Here is an 18,604-nt window from a genome sequence, read left to right as displayed (position 1 = left end):
TATTTCATAAAATAGTGTGTTATAGAATAAAAAAATTTAAAAATTATAAAAAAATGATTGACACGTATTATAATACGTATTATAATGAACACACAAGAACAGAGTAGATCAAAAAACAGGAGGGATAAAATGGCGTTTTATAGTTCTCCAGAAGAAATGTATCTGGCAAGAGCAAAAAGATTTAAAAAAGATGCGGATATGCACTGGGCAAAAGCTTTAAATGGTGAAGGTGATTATCACTATGGAAAAGCAAAGAAATTTTACAAAGAAGCTAAATTAAATAGAGAAAAAGCAGAGAAAGCAAAAGGATTATCATTTAAAACAGCAAAAAAAGCAGAAAGGAGATAGAAATGTTATCGAAAGCATTACTACTTTTAGGACGCACCGCAGTGAATGTAGTTGTAGTAGTCGTAAGCAAAAAATAATTGTTGCAAGACAAGGAGATAATACGCCGAAAAAAGTTAAGGGCTATCTCCGCAGAGATAACCCCGTAACTTTTTCGAGATTTTTAATAACTCCAATGGATAAATCCTTTCCATTATGATTTGGAATCGTAATGGTGTGAGGATTATCAGGATGTTTATATTGGTAATGGGAGCCATTACTGCGTATAAAACTCCAGCCATTGGTGACAATTAATTTCTCGACTTTTCTAAAATTAGGCATCGTATTCTCCTTTTCAGTGCTAGATTAATAGAGTTACAAAAAAGTCTATTACTAACCCGGAAAATACAATATCTAATTACTGTTTATTATATATAAAATCTTTGCTTAAGTCAATGGGAGGGCGTATAATTGATTTATATTAAAAAATTGTTGTGAAAGAGGAAGGCAAAATAGTGAAAGAAAATTATATTTATCCTGTGGTATTGCACAAAGAAGAAGATGGTTACCTTATAACATTTCCAGATTTTCCTGATCAAATGACAGAAGCTGAAACAGAAGAAGAAGCTGTAAAAGCAGCACAGGAAGTATTGGCACTTTGTATTAGTCAGAATGAAGATATGGGAAAGGAAAATCCGAAAGCAAAAAGTCAGGAAGAAATTACGCTTGATAAAAATAGCAAGCTTGTTTATGTTCATTTGTGGATGCCATATTTTAGAAAAATAGAAAAGGTAGTCTATGTAAAAAAGACATTAACCATTCCGAAATGGCTGGATGAAATGGCTAAAGTGAAAAAAATAAATTTTTCTGCAGTTTTAGTAAAAGGATTAAAAAAAGAGTTGGGAATTATAGAGAAATGAATTATACCCATTTTTTATAAGATGAAAAGAGTGTGTTAATTAATATCAGCAATATAAAAATCAAAAAATAGTAGGAGGTAAACTGTGAAAATGGATAAGTGGACTATTGCTAGAATAATCGCCAAAGTTGTGTTGACAGTTGTTGACGAAATTCAAAGATAAGGAAAACAAGTTACTTGTAGCAGTTGCAAAAGAATAGGGAGGAGTAATATGGCAAAAAAGTTAAGACCAAAAGAACTTAGAGAAAAAAGAAGAATGGCAGAAAAGGAAGAACATAAAAAACAAGAAAAATTAAGGAAAGAGCAAGAAGAATTAAGGAAAAAGCAGGAGAAACAAAGGGAAGATCAAAAAGAATTGGAGAAAATTAAGAAAGAAGAGGGAGGAGAGGGCGAAAAAAAGAAATCCGGGGCAAAGGCCCTTGGTTTGAAATCAACATTTATTTTGGACAGAGATGAGCAGAAAATGTTAATGACCTCTTTTGGGAGGGGAAATAAAGCAGTCCGAGACAAATATATTATCGGAGACAAAGTTTCAGATATCGATGATAGCTGGGAAAATAAAAAAGCAGCGTTGTCGGTGGAGGTTTGCGGAAAAAGCTTTAATATATCAAAAAAAGAAAATGATGATTGCGAGCCCGTGAAAGTGAATAATCCAGTTTTATCTGGAAATAAAAAAGACGATGATTTGATTCATTGTCGGAAAAATTTGGAAGAAATGTATTTTGGGCAACAGTTTAAAGATAATATACATATTCAGCTTATCTATAATATTCTTGATATAGAGAAAATTCTTGCTGTTCAGATAAATAATATCGTCTTCATCCTGAATAATCTTTTGAGGTGGTCGGGAGAAGAAGAGTTTGATTTGATTGGATCGTTGGGGGTAAATCATACTTATGAAGAATTTCGTGGAAGGAATAAAAATTATGGTAAGTTTTCTGAATTGATAAAACAATCACAGATGAGATATTTTGGAAGTACGTTTTGCCTTTTTAATGAAAATGAGGAGAGGATTACCAGCGAGAATAAAAAAGAGTGGAAACGGTTTGAGAAGAAATGCTATCATTTGCTGGCTGTTCTTGGAATGATGAGACAGGCGACGGCACATGGTGATTCAAAAAGACGCGCAGAAATTTACAAATTGGGAAAAGAATTTGATAGATTAGAGGCGCGAGGCTGTCGACCGGAAGCAAGGAAAGAATTAGATGAGTTGTATAAGAAGAAGATTCATGAAATGAATCAGGGCTTTTTGAAGAATTCAAAAAGTGATATTCTTATGCTGTTTCGTATCTACAATGCAGAGAGTAAGGAAGCAAAAAGAAAACTGGCGCAGGAGTATTATGAATTTATAATGCTAAAGAGTTATAAAAATACAGGTTTTTCTATTAAACATTTGAGAGAAACTATGATCGACAAGATGGATGAGGATAAAAAGGAAAAGCTCAAAGATGATAAATATAATCCAATACGAAGAAAGATCTACAGAATAATGGATTTTATGATTTATCAATATTATCAGGAACCGGAACATCAGGAAGAAGCAGAGGAACTTGTCAGAAAACTTCGCAATGCTGAAATAGAAGCAAAAAAGGAACTGGCATATCGTAAAGAGGCAGAGAAGTTGAAGAAAGAATTAGAAAAAATTATTTTTAACAGTGTTCTTCCTTCATGTGATAGAATTCTTTCTGAAATGGATGAAAGACGTAATAAAAAAGTAAACCAGGAGTCTTCAGATACAGACAAAGAAGAGCCTTTGGATTCGGAAATAGCAGAAGGAATTACCTTTATAAAAGAAACCGCACATAGTTTTAGCGAAATGATATATCTGCTGACAGTATTTCTGGATGGAAAAGAGATTAATATTTTGCTGACACAATTAATCCATTGTTTTGATAATATTAGTAGTTTTATGGATACAATGGAAGAAGAAAATCTCCTGACAAAATTAAAAGAAGATTATGAGATTTTTGAAGAAAGTAAAGAAATATCAAGGGAATTACGAATTATCAACAGTTTTGCAAGAATGACCGAACCGGTCCCGAAAACAGAAAGAATTATGTTTATTGAGGCAGCGCAGATTTTAGGATATTCCAATGGTGAAAAAGAATTGGAAGGATATGTTGATGCCTTGCTGGATACTAAAAATAAAACAAATGATAAGAAGAAAAAAGGATTTGTAAGATATATTTGGAACAATGTAATTAAATCAACGAGATTTAGATATCTGGTGCGTTATGCTGATCCTAAAAAAGTACGCGCATTTGCTGCAAATAAAAAAGTTGTGGCATTTGTTTTGAAAGATATTCCGGATGATCAGATTAGAGCGTATTATAATAGCTGCTTCAGACAGAATAGCGATTCTAGTAGCAATAATAGCAATGCATCTTGGGATGCTGATAGCAATAAAAGAGATATTTCCGTTTCGGACATGAGAAAAGCGTTGACAGAAAAAATTACAGGTCTAAATTTTGGGGATTTTGAAGAAGAATCGAAAAAAGGCATAAGAAAGGAAGAAAGCGATAAGAATATTATACGTTTATATTTGACTGTGCTTTATCTCGTGCAGAAAAATTTGATTTATGTTAATTCCAGATATTTTCTTGCGTTTCATTGTGCCGAAAGAGATGAGATGCTTTATAACGGAGAAACAATAGATAATAATAAAGAGAAAGGCTCAGAAAAAGATTGGAGAAAATTTGCTAAACAATTTATAATGGAACATTCTCCGAAAAAAAAGGTGAAAGATTATTTAGCAAAGAATTTTGAATATTCAAATAAGTGGTCACTAAAAGAATTTCGCAATTCTGTACAGCATTTGAATGTAATTCGTGATGCTCATAAATATATTAAATACATTAATGATAATAAAGATGTGCAATCATATTTTGCTCTCTATCATTATCTTGTACAGCGTTATATTAGTGAGCGGGCTGCAAATCGAACAGACAAGGAAAGCCTGTCAGAAGGAAGGCTTCAGTACTATTTAAGTCAGGTAAAAGAGTACCGGACATATTGTAAAGATTTTGTGAAGGCCTTAAATGTACCGTTTGCATATAATTTACCTAGATACAAAAATCTGTCCATTGATGAATTATTTGACAGAAATAATTATCTGCCAAATAAAGCAAAAAAGTGGATTCCTGAGAAAAAGGAGAATGGCGAATATGTCATGGAGGACTGTGGTAACAAAGACGCAGGACAAGTTGAAAATGCGTGACAATCAGATGGTCATTATATCAGAAAATGAGGAGAAATGTTTCCCGGTCGAACAGATTGGGAAACTCCTCATAGCTTCCAATATTGGCAGTATCTCATTTCCACTATTAGTAAAATTAGCGTCACAAAATACAAAGGTTATATTTTGTGATGGAAAAATGAATCCGGTGTGTGAGGTCAATGCGTATTTTTCAAACTATGAAACCGCAGGAAGATTGATGGATCAGGCGGTATGGACAAAACGAAAAAAGGGTGCAATCTGGAGACAGCTGGTGAAAATGAAAATTTCGCGGCAAATGGACCTTCTTAAAGTTTTAAAATTAGATATTCCGGAACAAATGGTGGATTATTTAAATCAAGTGGAAGTAGACGATGTGACTAATCGAGAGGCAATGGCGTCAAAAATATATTTTAATGTTCTTTTTGGTAAAGAATTTCGACGTTTTGATTCTGATAATATTAACGCAGCATTAAATTATGGATATACCATTTTATGCAGTGCATTTAACCGGGCAATTACAATGATGGGATATAGTACTGCTTTGGGAATCCATCATTGTAACAGACAAAATAATTATAATTTTTCCTGTGATTTAATGGAACCATTCCGACCTTTTGTTGACAACATAGTTTACAGATATCAAAATTGTGAATTGGATTGGACATATCGACAGAAATTAATAGGTTTGCTTCGGAATGAGTGTATTTATAAAGGGAAAAAGACAGAGTTAGAAACGGCGATACAAGTTTTTGTAAAGGACGTGGCAAAAGGAATGAGTATGTCACGTTATCATGTAGAGGAGATACAGTTTGCATAGACGCAGAGCAGTTGTTTTGGTAATGTATGATTTACCCGTAAAAACGGGTGACAATAAAAAAGAAAGTGAGAAATTTCGGAAATATTTAATTCAGCATGGATATGTGTTTGTTCAAAAATCCATATATGTAAAGTTACTTAGGAATAAGGCAGCACTACGGCATGAAGTTTCATTATTGAAAAAAGAGGCTCCTAAAGGAGGGAGCATAAATATTTTGCCTTTATGTATTAATGATTTTTGTAAAATGGAGTCGATATCTGAATCATCGTTCAATATGTCGAGGTTTGCTGATGATATGATTATCGTTTGACGAAATATGCAGAAAGAAGAAATATTTTTTCAAATTGGAGTAAAACTGTTTGTTTTGTTTGACATCCAGAATTGTAAAAAGTATAATAAAAACAAGCTCTATACAAAGTCTATTTGTGTAGAGGAACTACACTCTGGCTGAAAGTCAGGGTCTAAAACAAAACTCTGATGGATTATCTGCTTCTGATAAGAACTACACTCTGGCTGAAAGTCAGGGTCTAAAACATGAAACTTCTGGTGGAATTTCTCCATTTTCGGAACTACACTCTGGCTGAAAGTCAGGGTGTAGTTATATAAATGAATTTAGAAAAGAAAAAAATTAACTTATTTGTAAGATGAGGTGTAAATGCAGATTGATGGATGAGATTGTCGTATATATGGAGGATTAAAAAATGATTGGAAGAAATGTAATTGTTCGGAGGTTGCGAACAGCTGTACTAAAGTAAATTAACATTGAATTGGGATTTATAATCAGATAGAGATAAAGATGAAAAATGTAACATGACAAATAAATGTATAATCCGTAATTTGTGATAGAATGAGCGAGCTTTCAGGAAAAATTTTTGTATGACGTTCTTCATATTTTAAAAGCTGTGAAAGTTTTCGTAGGAAGTATCAAAAAAGTTCGAAACGGGGATGGTACGTTAAAACTTTGGAAAAAGGTATTGGTTTACAAAAGACCTGCGGTTACCTTAAATAAAGTAACCGCGGGTCTTTTTTCGTATCTTCCAAAATGTTATGATAAGCATGACAGACAGTTGTCATGTTTGGATTGTTATGATACAAGCGGGAGGGGCAAATGAAAACAGATCGACTGATTGGTATTTTGTCGGTTCTTTTGCAGAAGGAGAAATGCACCGCTCCGGAGCTGGCGGAGAGGTTTGAGGTTTCAAGGAGAACGATCAACCGGGATATAGAGGCGCTGTGCAGGGCAGGGATACCTATCTGTACCATGCAGGGAGCCGGCGGTGGTATCCGCATTATGGACGGATACCGGATGGACAGGACATTGTTGACTTCCAGGGATATGCAGATGATTCTGGCGGGACTGCGCAGTCTGGACAGTGTCAGTGGAAGCAGTTATTACAGGCAGTTAATGGAAAAACTGCAGGTGGGCGGAGCGGATTTTGTCAGCGGCAGGGATTCCGTACTCATCGATCTGTCCTCGTGGTATAAGGAATCCCTGGCTCCCAAAATCACACTGGTCCAGGATGCCATTGCCGAAAGAAAGCGGATTACATTTCATTATTACGCGCCGGGAGGAGAGAGTGTCCGGCAGGTGGAGCCATATTATCTGGTGTTCAAATGGTCCAGCTGGTATGTGTGGGGATGGTGTCTGACGCGAAAGGATTTCCGGTTATTTAAACTGAACCGGCTGGAACATTTAAAAATGCTGGAGGAAGGTTTTGCACCCAGGCAGGTGCCGATGCCGGATTTGTCCAATGAGAGAATCTTTCCGGCGAATATCCGGGTTAAAGTTGTATTTGAACCAGATGCAAAATGGAGACTGGTGGAAGAGTTCGGTCCCGGATGTTTTGAGGAGCAGGAAGACGGGCGCCTTCTGTTTCAGATGGATTATACCGACGAGGAATCCCTGCTGAGCTGGCTGCTGACCTTTGGAGCGAAGGCGGAGGTTCTGGAGCCGGAAACAATAAAGGAAAAATTGCTGAGAACGGCGGAAGGCATGATGTACATTTACCGAAAAGGAGGAAAGCTGATGGCACAAAAAGAACTGGCGCTTTATGTGGCGGAACAACTGGAACCGCTGGGAGATATCCGATACATTCCCATGATGGGCGGCTGGTTGTTTTATTATCGGGAAAAGCTGATCGGAGGCATATACGAAGACGGATTTGCCGTGAAGGACACCCCGGCGTCCAGAAGATTTATGCCGGATTGCCGGGATGAGGTGTGGGAAAATACTCCGGTGGCACTGCTGCCCTGCACTATTTTGGAAGACAGCGGGAAGCTGTGTCAGATGGTAAGGGAAATGTATCCGGAACTTCCGGCTCCGAAGGCGAAGAAACCGGGAAAAAGAAGGAGGAAATCAGATGGCATTTGATTATAAGAAAGAATACAAAGAATTTTATCTTCCGGGCAGGAAACCGCAGATCATAGAAGTTCCGAAAATGAACTTTATCGCAGTCAGAGGAATGGGCGATCCCAATGAGGAGGGCGGCGCTTATAAAGAATCCATCAGCCTTCTGTACGGCATTGCATTTACCATTAAAATGAGCAAGAAGGGCAGCCATCAGATAGAAGGATATTTCGATTATGTGGTGCCGCCGCTGGAGGGCTTCTGGAAACAGGAAGGCGTTCAGGGAATGGATTATGAGCAGAAAGATAAACTGCAGTGGATTTCAGTCATCCGCCTGCCGGATTTCGTGCAGAAAGAGGATGTTGACTGGGCAGTTGCGGAGGCAGAGCGAAAGAAAAAACAGGACTATTCCAAGGTGGAATTTCTTACCATAGAAGAGGGGCTGTGCGTCCAGTGTATGCATATCGGAGCCTTCGATGACGAGCCAGCGACCGTTGATCTGATGAATACATTTCTTGAGAAAAATGGTTATGTAAATGATTTTTCCGATGACCGGATGCATCATGAGATTTATCTGTCCGACGCCAGACGTGTCCCGGCGGAAAGATGGAGGACGGTGGTACGGCATCCGGTGAGGAAGGTGTGACAGATTAAAATATGTTTTGTTTAGTCAATAAGTTCTGCAAGCATGATTTGTTCCAGGCGAGTTATATCTGGAAACACAACTTTTTTTCCTCTTGCATGAAGATGACGAAGTCGTTTCATGTTGGTGCTGACTTCTTTGTGGATGGAGTGTTTTACAGGTACGGGGTTGTTATTGCGGGTATGTATATGATCCAGATAGTACTCCCGGACTGGAAACATATTCTGAAGGGGTACTTAATGGGACCATCCACAGCAGGGAGGTTTTTGTGTCACGGAGACAATAAAAGGTAGGACGATATGTGCCGTTTTCTTTATTCTGCATTAGACTGCTGTCGTGCACTTTTTCGAAATATTCGTCTTTAATATGGTAAACATAACCTTCCTGATAAATCATTTTTCCTCCCTATAAAAATCAGCCCTGCCATGCAGCAGGGCCGAGAATTTTCAAGCTGGACATTTATTAGACGCTTCCGGTGAGCGAGCCATATTTTCGAGCCGTTCATTTATAGGCCGCCAGCGGTAAGCGGACAATATTTTCGATGACAGGAATCCCTGTCGCTATCATTATTATATGTTTGCACATGAAATATGTCAATGAAAATAAGAAAAAAATATAGTATAAAGAATGTAATAATGATAAAAATATTATACATGAACGTGGTTATATTTGATTTGGCGGTATAAAACAAGAATAATTTCATCACCGGTTTGTGGTCATACGCAGACCGGTTTTTTCTTTTTTCGGGAAAATGTATTGACAAAGCGACATCGATGTCGCATAATATAGAAAGCGACATACATGTCGCAAAAAAATAGAAGCTGGAAATGAGGGATGGAAGATGGGAAAAAAGGGTGATGGGACCAGGAAATTGATTCGGGAAAGAGCAGCCGGGCTGTTTGCACAAAGAGGTTTTAAAAATGTAACGATGAACGATATTTGTCAGGTAACAGGATTGAGCAGAGGCGGGCTGTACAGGCATTATGACAGCACAAAACAGATTTTCTCGGAGATTGTGGATGAATTGATGCAGGCACAGGATAATGAACTATCGGAGAAAATGAGGGCAGGGCTTCCGGCGACACAGATTCTTGACGAGATTCTGGAACGGTATCGTCGGGAGATGATGGATGGAGAAGCGTCTTTGAGTGTGGCAATTTATGAATATTACAGTGGTAGCAGCGCGACAGATGATCGGGAGAATCTGCTCTCAAAGCAGTATGAGTATTCGGTGGAGATGTGGAGCGCTTTTATATCTTATGGTATAAAACGGGGAGAGTTTAAGGAGACGGATGCCAGAGAGCTTATTGATATTCTTCTGTTTGCTTATCAGGGAGTGCGGATGTACAGCACCATTATGCCTTTGGATGAGCAGATACCGGCGCGTATCATTCATCATGTAAAAAGAACATTAACTATGTAAAGAGAATATTAATCATACAAAAAATATAAACTATGTAATCATGATATATAATCATCATAGAAACAGAGCAGGAGACAGGGAATGGGAACTATTTTTCAAAATTATCCAAAAGAAAAGAGAGCGTTTATTAATCCGGAAGATGTAACGAAGAGAAATGAGGATTTTCCTGAGAGGTGTGTCTCCACATTTTCTGAAAATATTATCAATAAATTTGCTTCTCTGGATGGTGTGGAAGTTATCGATTATCTATATACGGCCAATGGGCGAACTCCTGTTTATCAGTTTATTTACAGGAATACTCCTATTGCTTTTTATTTGTCGAGAGTCGGAGCGCCTGCCTGCGCTGCCGGGCTGGAAGAAGTGATTGCCATGGGAGCAAAGAAAATTCTGCTGTTTGGAAGCTGCGGGATTTTAAATTGTGCTGCCGATGATAAGATTATTATTCCGGTATCTGCGGTTCGTGATGAAGGTACCAGCTATCATTATCTGGAGGCGGCAGATGAGGTATCTGCCGACGCAGACGTCATTGAGAGACTGACAGCATGCTTTGAGAGATGCGGGCATCAGTATATCAAAGGAAAGACTTGGACCACCGATGCCATTTACCGTGAAACGGCCGCGGTGATTGCGGAGAGGAAAGAGACGGGCTGCCTCTGCGTGGAAATGGAATGCGCGGCAGCCATGGCAGTGGCAAAGTTCCGGGATATTCCTTTTGCTCAATTTCTGTACGGCGCGGACAATCTGGACAGCGACAGCTGGGATCCGCGGGACTTGACAGAGTACGGGCTGTCCGGTGCTGAAAAATATATGGCCTTGGCTTTTGAGGGAGTGCTTGCGCTTTAGCGAAAAGCCTCACACAATAGGCACCGCCCCCGGATGCTCCATCTTGCGGAACACAGAGGGGGTGCAGCCCTTACAGTGTTTAAACTGTCGGATGAAATAGCTCATATTATCGAAGCCGGTGTCCATGGCGATCTCTGTGATCGGGGCATTGGTGGTGAGCAGAAGGGCAGCGGCCTGATTGATACGGTATTCATTTAAGTAGGAAAACGGTGTTTTTCCTACTTTTTGTTTGAAAAATTTGCAAAAATAGTTTTTGTTCATATGAAGTCTGGAAGAAAGCTGTTCCAGGGTGATTCGCTCCTGATAATGCTGTTCGATATATTCAAATACCGGGCGGAGAGAATACTCTTCGGAGGATTTCCAGCGGGCGTTGTCACCGGATGGCAAGAAGGCCTGCCTGGAGAACAGAATTTCCAGAATCTGCAACAGAATGATCTTGATGGAAAGGGAGGCAGGAACCGCAGGGTCCGTATTATGGTACAGCTGTTCCGCCTGTGCGATCAGCTGCCCGATTTGCACGGAAGTCTCCGGCTCGAAGGTGTCTCCCGGAGGAAACAGAAGTTTGCCGGAGAAGAGAGGTTCCAGATATCGGTTCTGGCAGACATCGTATTGGGCGAAGCTGAGCAGTTCCAGACCGAAAACCAGCGCATAGTGATGGGAAACCTCACTGTTGCCAAATAAGGCATGGGCGGTCCCCGGATTAATGAAATAAATCTGACCGGCAGTCAGAAGCTTCGTGCTGTTTTCTGTGCGGAGCGTGATGCTTCCTTCTGTCACATATAGAAATTCCGCTTCATCGTGCCAGTGATAGGGAGCAAAATACTGACCGCAGGTGTCCCGCTGGGAGAATGCCTGAAAGCGGAATTGCGGAGTTCCATGTTGTGCTTCTTTTTGAAGGTGAATTTTGTTCATGTTTTTCTGCTCTTTCTGTTGACTGATTGAATAGTAAGTGAATATTGTACATGTTTAGAATAACATATTGCAAGAAAGAACAAAAGAAGTTTTTTATACTGAATCTATATGAAGTGCATAATAAATGGGAGGAAGAAGTTTGGAAGTGAACTTCCAAATCTACCATTATTGACGCAGTAAATGCGTCAGGAAGGAGGAAAACATGAACAACAATTTATGGTGGAAAAAGAGCGTGATTTATCAGATATATCCGAGAAGTTTTGCGGACAGCAACGGGGACGGTATCGGAGATCTGAACGGTATTACCGAACATCTGGATTATCTGAAAGAGCTGGGGGTGGATGTGATCTGGCTGTCTCCGGTCTATCAGTCTCCTAACGATGATAATGGATATGATATTTCGGATTATCAGGCTATCATGAAAGAGTTTGGGACCATGGAAGATTTCGACCGGATGCTTTCGGAAATGCATAAAAGAGGATTGAAGCTGGTGATGGATCTGGTTGTCAACCATACGAGCGATGAGCACCGCTGGTTCGTGGAGAGCAGAAAATCAAAAGACAATCCTTACAGAGATTATTACATTTGGAAGGATGCAAAGGACGGAAAGGAGCCGAATAACTGGGGAAGTTCTTTTGGCGGTTCTGCATGGCAGTATGATGAGGAGACGGAAATGTATTATCTCCACTGTTTTTCTCCGAAACAGCCGGATCTGAACTGGGAAAATGAAACGGTTCGGAAGGAAGTCTTTGATATGATGACCTGGTGGTGTGAGAAAGGCGTGGATGGCTTCCGTATGGACGTGATCAGTATGATTTCCAAAGACCCGGCTTATCCGGACGGGGAAGTTGTGAATGGATTATACGGAAACAAGGATCCATATGTCTGCAACGGCCCGAGAGTGCATGAGTATCTGCAGGAAATGAATCAGAAAGTGCTGTCCAAGTATGATCTGGTGACGGTGGGCGAGACCGCCGGTGTTACCATCGAGGAAGCGAAGAAATACGCCAATCTGGACGGCAGGGAATTAAATATGGTGTTCCAGTTTGAACATATGGATATTGCCGCGGGCGAGCATGGAAAATGGACCACAGACAGAATACCGATGAAAAAACTCAGAGAGGTACTGAATAAATGGCAGGAAGAGTTGGAAGGTGTGGCCTGGAACAGCCTGTACTGGGATAATCACGACCAGCCAAGAGCGGTTTCCAGATTTGGAAACGACGGTCCGATGTACCGGGAAGTATCCGCCAAAATGATCGCGACCTGTCTGCATATGATGAAGGGAACTCCGTACATTTATCAGGGCGAAGAAATCGGTATGACCAATGCTTATTTTAAGAATATTGAAGATTACCGGGATATCGAGTCGATCAATGCATTTTATGAATACACAGAAAATGGGATCATGAATGAGGAAGATATGCTGGATGCGATCCGGGCGATCAGCAGAGATAACGCCAGAACCCCGATGCAGTGGGATGACAGCGCCAACGCGGGATTTACGACGGGAACGCCGTGGATCAAGGTAAATCCAAATTATCTGATGATAAATGCAAAACAGGCCATGGAAGATCCAGACAGTATTTTTTACTACTATCAGAAATTGATCCGGCTCCGGAAAGAGCAGGAGATCATCGTAGAGGGAGTTTTTAAAGGGCTGCTGAATGATGATGAAAATATTTATGCGTACCAGAGAACGCTCGGCGATCAGAAACTGGTAGTTGCCTGCAATTTCAGTGATCGCGAGGTTGCCTGCAATCTGTTCGAGCAGCAGGAGGGAGAGGAACTGATCTCCAACTATCATTTTCATAAAGAAGGCGTTTTAAAGCCGTATGAGGCAAGAGTGGTGCTGTACGAAAATGTTTGATGAAAGCGTTTTGCTGATGATGCCGACAACGTAAAAAATGTTTTGCAACACAAAAAAATGAGATTCAGACGAATCTAAATCTCATATTCCATGTAATCAGCAAGATAATGTTTCTGGCGCAGCGCCTCCTCGATCTCATCGAGAATCTCCTCGCTGTCAGCGCGGATGGTGTGGTAGTGATAACCGGAGGTGGCGCTTGACAGCAGGGAGGACTTGCTGGTGTCGAGTTCTGATTTGAAATTGTGGGTGTCACGCCGGCTTTTGATGTTCAGGGGAGCGGAGACCTTGCCGTAGACCCGGTGATTGATGCTCACATCCACGATGCATCCGCCCAGATCCACGATGGTCTGCAGCTCGTCCTCCACCTGCGCGTCGCTGTGGCAGACCTTCAGGACTCTGGTGCAGCCGCCAGAAGTCTCATTTAAAATGTATCCCCGGCCTGTGGAGAGGATGGGATAGCCGGCGGTGCGCAAAAGAGCGATGTCCTGCACGACAACCTGTCGGCTGACGCCGGTTTTCTTTCCCAGCCGGGTTCCTGACAAGGGAACGTCAGACTGGGAAAGAAGAGACAGGAGCGTCTTCCGCCTGCTTTTGCCGTCTAGTTCTTTTTTCATGAAATCTGCCTCCTTTTCTGACAGGCATAGATTTGCACATCCAGAATGTCGAGTATTTTAAACTTCGGTTCCTCATTCTGAACAGTTTTCGTTCAGATATCTTTATTCATCCAGTACCCGCAGGTGTTTCAGACTGATGTCGAGAATCGGCGCGGAGTGGGTCAGGGCGCCGCTGGAAATGTAATCAACACCCAGGGAGGTGATGGTTTCGATGTTTTCTTTGGTGATGTTGCCGGAACATTCCGTCTCGGCTCTGCCGTCGATGATGCGGATCGCCTCTGCCATCATTTCCGGACTCATGTTGTCGAGCATAATGATGTCGGCGCCGGCTTCCACAGCTTCCCGGACCATATCGAGATCTTCTGTCTCCACTTCGATCTTGCGAACGAAAGGAGCGTAGGATCTGGCGGCCTCGATGGCTTCCTTAACGCCGCCGGCAGCGTCGATGTGATTGTCTTTTAAGAGAACGCCATCGGACAGGTTGTAGCGGTGATTGCATCCGCCGCCGATGCGGACGGCGTATTTTTCAAAAATGCGCATGCCCGGGGAGGTCTTGCGGGTGTCGAGAAGCTTTGTTTTGCTGCCCTTTAACATATCGGCCAGATGACGGGTGTAGGTGGCGATGCCGCTTAACCGCTGCAGATAGTTGAGGGCCGTGCGCTCACCGGATAACAGGACGCGGATGTCGCCGGTTACAACGGCAAGCGCCTGTCCTTCTTCCACCCGGTCGCCGTCCTGGATGGTTCTTCCGTTGGTCTCGATGAAGGTGACCTCTGTGTTCTCGTCCAGCAGCTTAAATACCCGCTCGAAGATCTGCAGACCGGCGATGATGCCGTCTTCCTTGGCAAAGAGATAAACCTCGCCTTTTTTATATTCCGGCATCACGGCGTTGGTGGAAACGTCCTCGCTGTTGATGTCTTCTTCCAGTGCGATTTTAATATATTTATCGGCAACCAGCCGAAGGGTAATTGGATTCATGTGACTGTTCCTTTCTATTAAAAAGATGTATCATTTTCTGCGATATGTTGTGCTATCATTTTTCGCGATATGCCGTGCTGTCATTTTCTGCGATATGCTGCGCCGCCCGCTTGGCAAATACCAGGCTTTCCAGCAGGCTGTTGCTGGCCAGCCGGTTCCTTCCGTGGACGCCGTTGCAGCTTGTCTCGCCCACGGCGTAGAGATGGGGCATGGTGGTGGCGGAGTTGCTGTCCACGTGGATACCGCCCATAAAATAATGCTGTGCCGGGACGATAGGAATCGGTTCCTTCAATATATCATACCCGTGTTCCAGGCAGTATTCATAAATATGTGGAAAATGTTCGAGAATCGTTTCCTTCGGTACATTTTCAAAGGAAAGAAACTCATGGTCCACATTTTCTTTCTTCATTTCTTTTTCGATGGCGGCGGAAACTACGTCCCGCGGCTCCAGCTCGTTGGTAAAGCGTTCTCCCTTATGATTTAAAAGAATGGCGCCCTCCCCCCGGGCTGATTCGGAGATCAGGAACTGGCGCCCCGGTTCTTCGCTGTAAAAGCTGGTGGGATGAATCTGCACGTAGTCCATATGTTCCAGTGCTACGCCGTGTTTTTCTGCGATGCGGCAGCCGTCTCCGGTGAGAATCGGATAATTGGTGGAATGTTTGTAAAGGCCTCCGATGCCGCCGGTGGCAAAAATAGTATCTTTGCTGTGGATCTGCAGCGTTTCTCCGTCAGCCGTCTCGGCAGTCATGCCGGTACACTGTCCGTCTTCCACCAGAATGTCGGTCATGGTGGTGTATTCCATGATGGTGACATTGGAAAGAGCCTGCACGGTGCGCAGGAGGACGGTGGTGATTTCCTGCCCGGTCACATCTTCGTGAAAACAGATGCGGGGCCGGGAGTGAGCGCCTTCCTTTGTGTAGAGAAGGGATCCGTCCGGATTTTTGGCGAAACGGACGCCCAGACGGAGCAGATGATCAATGACGGCACGGCTGCCCCGGATCATGATATCGACGCTCTCCCGGCGATTCTCGTAATGGCCGGCCCGCATGGTATCCTCAAAGTAGGAATCGTAATCATCGTCATCCCGGAGGACGCAGATGCCGCCCTGGGCCAGCATGGAATCGCAGGTGGAAAGGCTGCCCTTGGACAAAAGCAGTATTTTCTTGTCGGAAGGCAGGTGGAGGGCAGTGTAGAGCCCTGCAACGCCGCAGCCGGCGATGGCCGCGTCAAAGTATAAATGTTTCATAAGTAGTGTTCTCCATTGTAAATTATTTGGTCTGCCGGGCTGTGCGGCTCTCTATTTGGCCAGCTTAAGCATATTGGAAAGCGCCTGTTCGGCCTGCTGTGCCAGCGTTTCCGGCGGCATGGCCACCTCATTTTCTCCCGTTGTCAGAACGTGGATGACCTGATCGAGAGTAATCTGCTCCATGTCCGGGCAGGACGGCCGTGTCTTTGGGAAGTAGAATCGGGCGTCCGGGCGTTTTTCGCTGAGCTTGTAGACGACGCCGGACACGGTGCCGATGATAAACTCGGAACATTCGGTATGTTCTCCGGCGTAGTTAATGATGCCGCTGGTGGAGCCGATGTAATCGGCCAGGTCGAGAATCTGCCCGTTACATTCCGGATGAACGAGAACCTGTGCCTGCGGGTGAGCTTCTTTCAGTTCGCGGACTTCATCGGCAGACATGAACTCGTGTCTCGGGCAGTAGCCTTCATTATAGAGGAAATGTTTCTCCGGCACCTGCTCAGCCACAAAATGTCCCAGGTTGCGGTCCGGGATAAACAGTATGTTCTTATTTGGCAGATTGCGGACAATCTTTACCGCGTTGGCGGAAGTCACACATACGTCGGACCAGGATTTGATCTGCGCGGTGGAGTTGATGTAGCAGACCACGGCCAGATCCTCGTACTGTTCCCTGGCAGCGTCGATGACCGCTTTGTCCACCATGTGCGCCATCGGGCAGTCGGCGGTGGCGTCCGGCATGAGAACGGTCTTCTCCGGATTCAGAAGCTTGGCGCTCTCTCCCATGAAGGAGACGCCGCAGAACACGAGAACCGGGTTCGTAAGCTGCACCGCCAGCTTGCTCAGATAAAAGGAGTCTCCGATATAATCGGCAACTTCCTGCACCTCCGGAGGTGCATAGTAATGCGCCAGAATAACGGCGTTTTTTTCTTCTTTTAACTGCTGGATTCTTTCTTTTTTTGTATTCATAATTCCTTCTCCATAATAGCTGTAAATGTACGGTATGATTCGCACGGAATGACTGGCCTGCGTTTTACCTGCAGCGTTGTCGTTCTTTGGCGCACGCTTGCTGCGCCTCGCTTTTTCCGCTGAAATCTTTAAGAGTATACCACGTGTTTTTGCAGGTGACAAGACATATGTAAAGAAAAATGTAAATAAAAGTAAAATACTGACCACTGCATGAACAGTAACAAATGCTGTGTCAGGGAGAAGGAGCTTATGCAGGACAAAAATATCGCAACAATTTATTTATATTGACGGAAGTATTCTGGTGTTATAGACTGAGAGAGAAAAAGGACGCGTGAGAAGGCGTCTGGAAAAGGAGGATATGAGAAGATTATGTATTCACAGACTGAGAAACGGCAGTTTACTATTTTCCTGCTGATTGCCTACGGGCTTACGTATGTGATGGGATTGTTTATGTGGTATGGTAATGCATCTGCCATGGATGTCAGTGTTTTCCCAAATGCTCAGATGATGTATCCGGCGGCCGGCGTGGCGCTGGCCTATCTGATCACAGGAAAGAAAGAGCAGAACTATCCAAAAGGTTTCTATGCGACGTTTTTTGTGCTGGCGATGATCATGGCGGCGATGGCACTTATTTCCGTTTTTGTGGCGCTTCCAACCCTGGGAACAGCAGAGGCGCCTGTCTCCATGTGGACGCTCATCTCACAGGTTGCGATCATCATCGGAAGTATTGTCGGCTGGATCGCGCTGGGGGTTTCCGGTAAGGAGAAGCGGGAGAGCGGAGGACTGCGCTGGAAGAAGACAGGGACTTCCGTATTCTGCATCGTGCTGTTTCTGGTGATTTATATACTTCGGACAGTGGTATCTTACGCGCTGAGCGGCCAGCTTTCAGACATCGCGCAAACATTAGCCAGTCCGTATACCTGGATTAACCTTGCGGCGATGATTCCGAACTTCTTCCTTGTGTTTATCGCTTTCTTTGGGGAGGAATACGGATGGAGATATTATATGCAGCCGTATCTGCAGAGAAAGTTTGGCCTGCGGGGCGGTGTGATTGTGCTCGGAGTTGTGTGGGGACTGTGGCATCTGCCGATTGATTTCTTCTATTATACAACCCCGGACATGGGAATCATCATGGCGGTATCCCAGCAGGTAACCTGTATTTTCCTGGGGATTTTCCTGGCCTATGCGTATATGAAGACCAACAATATCTGGGTCCCGGTTATTGTACATTTTCTGAATAATAACCTGATTCCGGTGCTTTCCGCTGATTATTCGGCTGATATCCTGCAGAACCAGCAGGTGACATGGGCCGGCGTGCTGTTTGGTCTGATACTGAATGTAATCTGCTTTGGCGGATTCCTGTTTGCTAAAGAATTTAAGAAAAAGGATGCCGGAGAAGGTGGAGAGCTGTAAAAAGAAGAAGGCGGTTGGTGAGTGGACGGTGGAAACATTGTCAGAGAACTCTGTCAGAAAATATAAAATAAT

General features: G+C 43.1%; 16 protein-coding genes and 1 pseudogene. 11 read left to right on the top strand and 6 right to left on the bottom strand.

Translation table 11 applies throughout. The annotated features are described in order from the left end of the window. The first annotated feature begins 129 nt into the window (after positions 1–129). Complete coding sequence (locus tag B5F87_RS09150; RefSeq protein ID WP_087280075.1) at positions 130–348, top strand: hypothetical protein; 219 nt, start codon at positions 130–132, stop codon at positions 346–348. 120 nt (positions 349–468) lie between these two features. Here B5F87_RS09150 and B5F87_RS09145 read toward each other — a convergent pair whose 3' ends face one another. Continuing rightward, on the bottom strand, positions 469–666 hold the full coding sequence (locus B5F87_RS09145; RefSeq protein WP_087280070.1) for a type II toxin-antitoxin system HicA family toxin: 198 nt from the start codon (positions 664–666) through the stop codon (positions 469–471). A gap of 173 nt (positions 667–839) precedes the next feature. Between B5F87_RS09145 and B5F87_RS09140 the strand changes: the two genes are divergently transcribed. From B5F87_RS09140 to B5F87_RS09095, 8 genes and pseudogenes are all read left to right on the top strand, one after another. Beyond that, entirely contained in the window at positions 840–1,244 is a 405-nt protein-coding gene (locus tag B5F87_RS09140; protein WP_087280143.1) for a type II toxin-antitoxin system HicB family antitoxin, read from the top strand. Between the two features lie 210 nt (positions 1,245–1,454). Then, positions 1,455–4,460, top strand: a complete 3,006-nt coding sequence (cas13d, locus tag B5F87_RS20960) for a type VI-D CRISPR-associated RNA-guided ribonuclease Cas13d (RefSeq protein ID WP_158097005.1) — start codon at positions 1,455–1,457, stop codon at positions 4,458–4,460. After that, positions 4,453–5,277, top strand: a complete 825-nt coding sequence (gene cas1, locus B5F87_RS09135) for a type II CRISPR-associated endonuclease Cas1 (protein ID WP_158097004.1) — start codon at positions 4,453–4,455, stop codon at positions 5,275–5,277. The genes cas13d and cas1 overlap by 8 nt, the downstream gene beginning before the upstream one ends. Next, positions 5,270–5,587 carry a CRISPR-associated endonuclease Cas2 gene (cas2, locus tag B5F87_RS09130; protein WP_087280065.1) on the top strand — a complete coding sequence of 106 codons (318 nt, stop codon included), beginning with the start codon at positions 5,270–5,272 and terminating at the stop codon, positions 5,585–5,587. The genes cas1 and cas2 overlap by 8 nt, the downstream gene beginning before the upstream one ends. 798 nt (positions 5,588–6,385) lie before the next feature. Continuing rightward, positions 6,386–7,267, top strand: a pseudogene (locus tag B5F87_RS09120) (YafY family protein); the annotation flags it as partial. A 370-nt stretch (positions 7,268–7,637) separates the two neighbouring features. Beyond that, positions 7,638–8,270, top strand: a complete 633-nt coding sequence (locus B5F87_RS09110; protein WP_087280059.1) for a GyrI-like domain-containing protein — start codon at positions 7,638–7,640, stop codon at positions 8,268–8,270. 838 nt (positions 8,271–9,108) lie between these two features. Then, positions 9,109–9,690, top strand: coding sequence for a TetR/AcrR family transcriptional regulator (locus B5F87_RS09100; RefSeq protein WP_087280056.1), 582 nt, complete (start codon positions 9,109–9,111; stop codon positions 9,688–9,690). A gap of 81 nt (positions 9,691–9,771) precedes the next feature. Beyond that, positions 9,772–10,533, top strand: a complete 762-nt coding sequence (locus B5F87_RS09095; RefSeq protein ID WP_087280051.1) for a nucleoside phosphorylase — start codon at positions 9,772–9,774, stop codon at positions 10,531–10,533. Between the two features lie 9 nt (positions 10,534–10,542). On the opposite strand, the gene B5F87_RS09090 is transcribed toward B5F87_RS09095, so the two are convergent. Further along, a complete protein-coding gene (locus B5F87_RS09090; protein ID WP_087280048.1) occupies positions 10,543–11,445 on the bottom strand; it encodes an AraC family transcriptional regulator in 903 nt (300 codons plus the stop codon). A gap of 202 nt (positions 11,446–11,647) precedes the next feature. On the opposite strand from B5F87_RS09090, the gene B5F87_RS09085 reads away from it, so the two are divergent. Beyond that, a complete protein-coding gene (locus B5F87_RS09085) occupies positions 11,648–13,315 on the top strand; it encodes an alpha-glucosidase (protein ID WP_087280043.1) in 1,668 nt (555 codons plus the stop codon). Between the two features lie 74 nt (positions 13,316–13,389). Here B5F87_RS09085 and B5F87_RS09080 read toward each other — a convergent pair whose 3' ends face one another. The 4 genes from B5F87_RS09080 to nadA all read right to left on the bottom strand — a co-directional run bounded on the left by B5F87_RS09080 (position 13,390) and on the right by nadA (position 17,119). Then, complete coding sequence (locus tag B5F87_RS09080; protein ID WP_087280040.1) at positions 13,390–13,929, bottom strand: transcription repressor NadR; 540 nt, start codon at positions 13,927–13,929, stop codon at positions 13,390–13,392. A gap of 102 nt (positions 13,930–14,031) precedes the next feature. Continuing rightward, on the bottom strand, positions 14,032–14,907 hold the full coding sequence (gene nadC, locus B5F87_RS09075; protein ID WP_087280037.1) for a carboxylating nicotinate-nucleotide diphosphorylase: 876 nt from the start codon (positions 14,905–14,907) through the stop codon (positions 14,032–14,034). A gap of 55 nt (positions 14,908–14,962) precedes the next feature. Next, positions 14,963–16,153, bottom strand: coding sequence for an L-aspartate oxidase (locus tag B5F87_RS09070; protein ID WP_087280034.1), 1,191 nt, complete (start codon positions 16,151–16,153; stop codon positions 14,963–14,965). A 51-nt stretch (positions 16,154–16,204) separates the two neighbouring features. Beyond that, positions 16,205–17,119, bottom strand: coding sequence for a quinolinate synthase NadA (nadA, locus tag B5F87_RS09065; RefSeq protein WP_087280031.1), 915 nt, complete (start codon positions 17,117–17,119; stop codon positions 16,205–16,207). Positions 17,120–17,488: 369 nt separating this feature from the next. On the opposite strand from nadA, the gene B5F87_RS09060 reads away from it, so the two are divergent. Continuing rightward, positions 17,489–18,532 carry a type II CAAX endopeptidase family protein gene (locus tag B5F87_RS09060; protein ID WP_204246063.1) on the top strand — a complete coding sequence of 348 codons (1,044 nt, stop codon included), beginning with the start codon at positions 17,489–17,491 and terminating at the stop codon, positions 18,530–18,532. The last annotated feature ends 72 nt before the right edge of the window (positions 18,533–18,604 follow it).

It is taken from the genome of Eubacterium sp. An3, from assembly GCF_002159465.1.
Classification (GTDB): domain Bacteria; phylum Bacillota; class Clostridia; order Lachnospirales; family Lachnospiraceae; genus Anaerobutyricum; species Anaerobutyricum stercoris.
The sequence above is the reverse complement of the archived record's forward strand: the minus strand, read 5'-3'. Positions and strand labels throughout refer to the sequence as shown.

What these genes read in the sequence shown, in the direction of transcription:
- B5F87_RS09150 (WP_087280075.1), top strand. Translation starts at nt 130, where the DNA reads ATGGCGTTTTATAGTTCTCCAGAAGAAATGTATCTGGCAAGAGCAAAA.
- B5F87_RS09145 (WP_087280070.1), bottom strand. Translation starts at nt 666, where the DNA reads ATGCCTAATTTTAGAAAAGTCGAGAAATTAATTGTCACCAATGGCTGG.
- cas13d (WP_158097005.1), top strand. Translation starts at nt 1,455, where the DNA reads ATGGCAAAAAAGTTAAGACCAAAAGAACTTAGAGAAAAAAGAAGAATG.
- cas1 (WP_158097004.1), top strand. Translation starts at nt 4,453, where the DNA reads ATGCGTGACAATCAGATGGTCATTATATCAGAAAATGAGGAGAAATGT.
- B5F87_RS09110 (WP_087280059.1), top strand. Translation starts at nt 7,638, where the DNA reads ATGGCATTTGATTATAAGAAAGAATACAAAGAATTTTATCTTCCGGGC.
- B5F87_RS09100 (WP_087280056.1), top strand. Translation starts at nt 9,109, where the DNA reads ATGGGAAAAAAGGGTGATGGGACCAGGAAATTGATTCGGGAAAGAGCA.
- B5F87_RS09095 (WP_087280051.1), top strand. Translation starts at nt 9,772, where the DNA reads ATGGGAACTATTTTTCAAAATTATCCAAAAGAAAAGAGAGCGTTTATT.
- B5F87_RS09090 (WP_087280048.1), bottom strand. Translation starts at nt 11,445, where the DNA reads ATGAACAAAATTCACCTTCAAAAAGAAGCACAACATGGAACTCCGCAA.
- B5F87_RS09085 (WP_087280043.1), top strand. Translation starts at nt 11,648, where the DNA reads ATGAACAACAATTTATGGTGGAAAAAGAGCGTGATTTATCAGATATAT.
- B5F87_RS09080 (WP_087280040.1), bottom strand. Translation starts at nt 13,929, where the DNA reads ATGAAAAAAGAACTAGACGGCAAAAGCAGGCGGAAGACGCTCCTGTCT.
- nadC (WP_087280037.1), bottom strand. Translation starts at nt 14,907, where the DNA reads ATGAATCCAATTACCCTTCGGCTGGTTGCCGATAAATATATTAAAATC.
- B5F87_RS09070 (WP_087280034.1), bottom strand. Translation starts at nt 16,153, where the DNA reads ATGAAACATTTATACTTTGACGCGGCCATCGCCGGCTGCGGCGTTGCA.
- nadA (WP_087280031.1), bottom strand. Translation starts at nt 17,119, where the DNA reads ATGAATACAAAAAAAGAAAGAATCCAGCAGTTAAAAGAAGAAAAAAAC.
- B5F87_RS09060 (WP_204246063.1), top strand. Translation starts at nt 17,489, where the DNA reads ATGTATTCACAGACTGAGAAACGGCAGTTTACTATTTTCCTGCTGATT.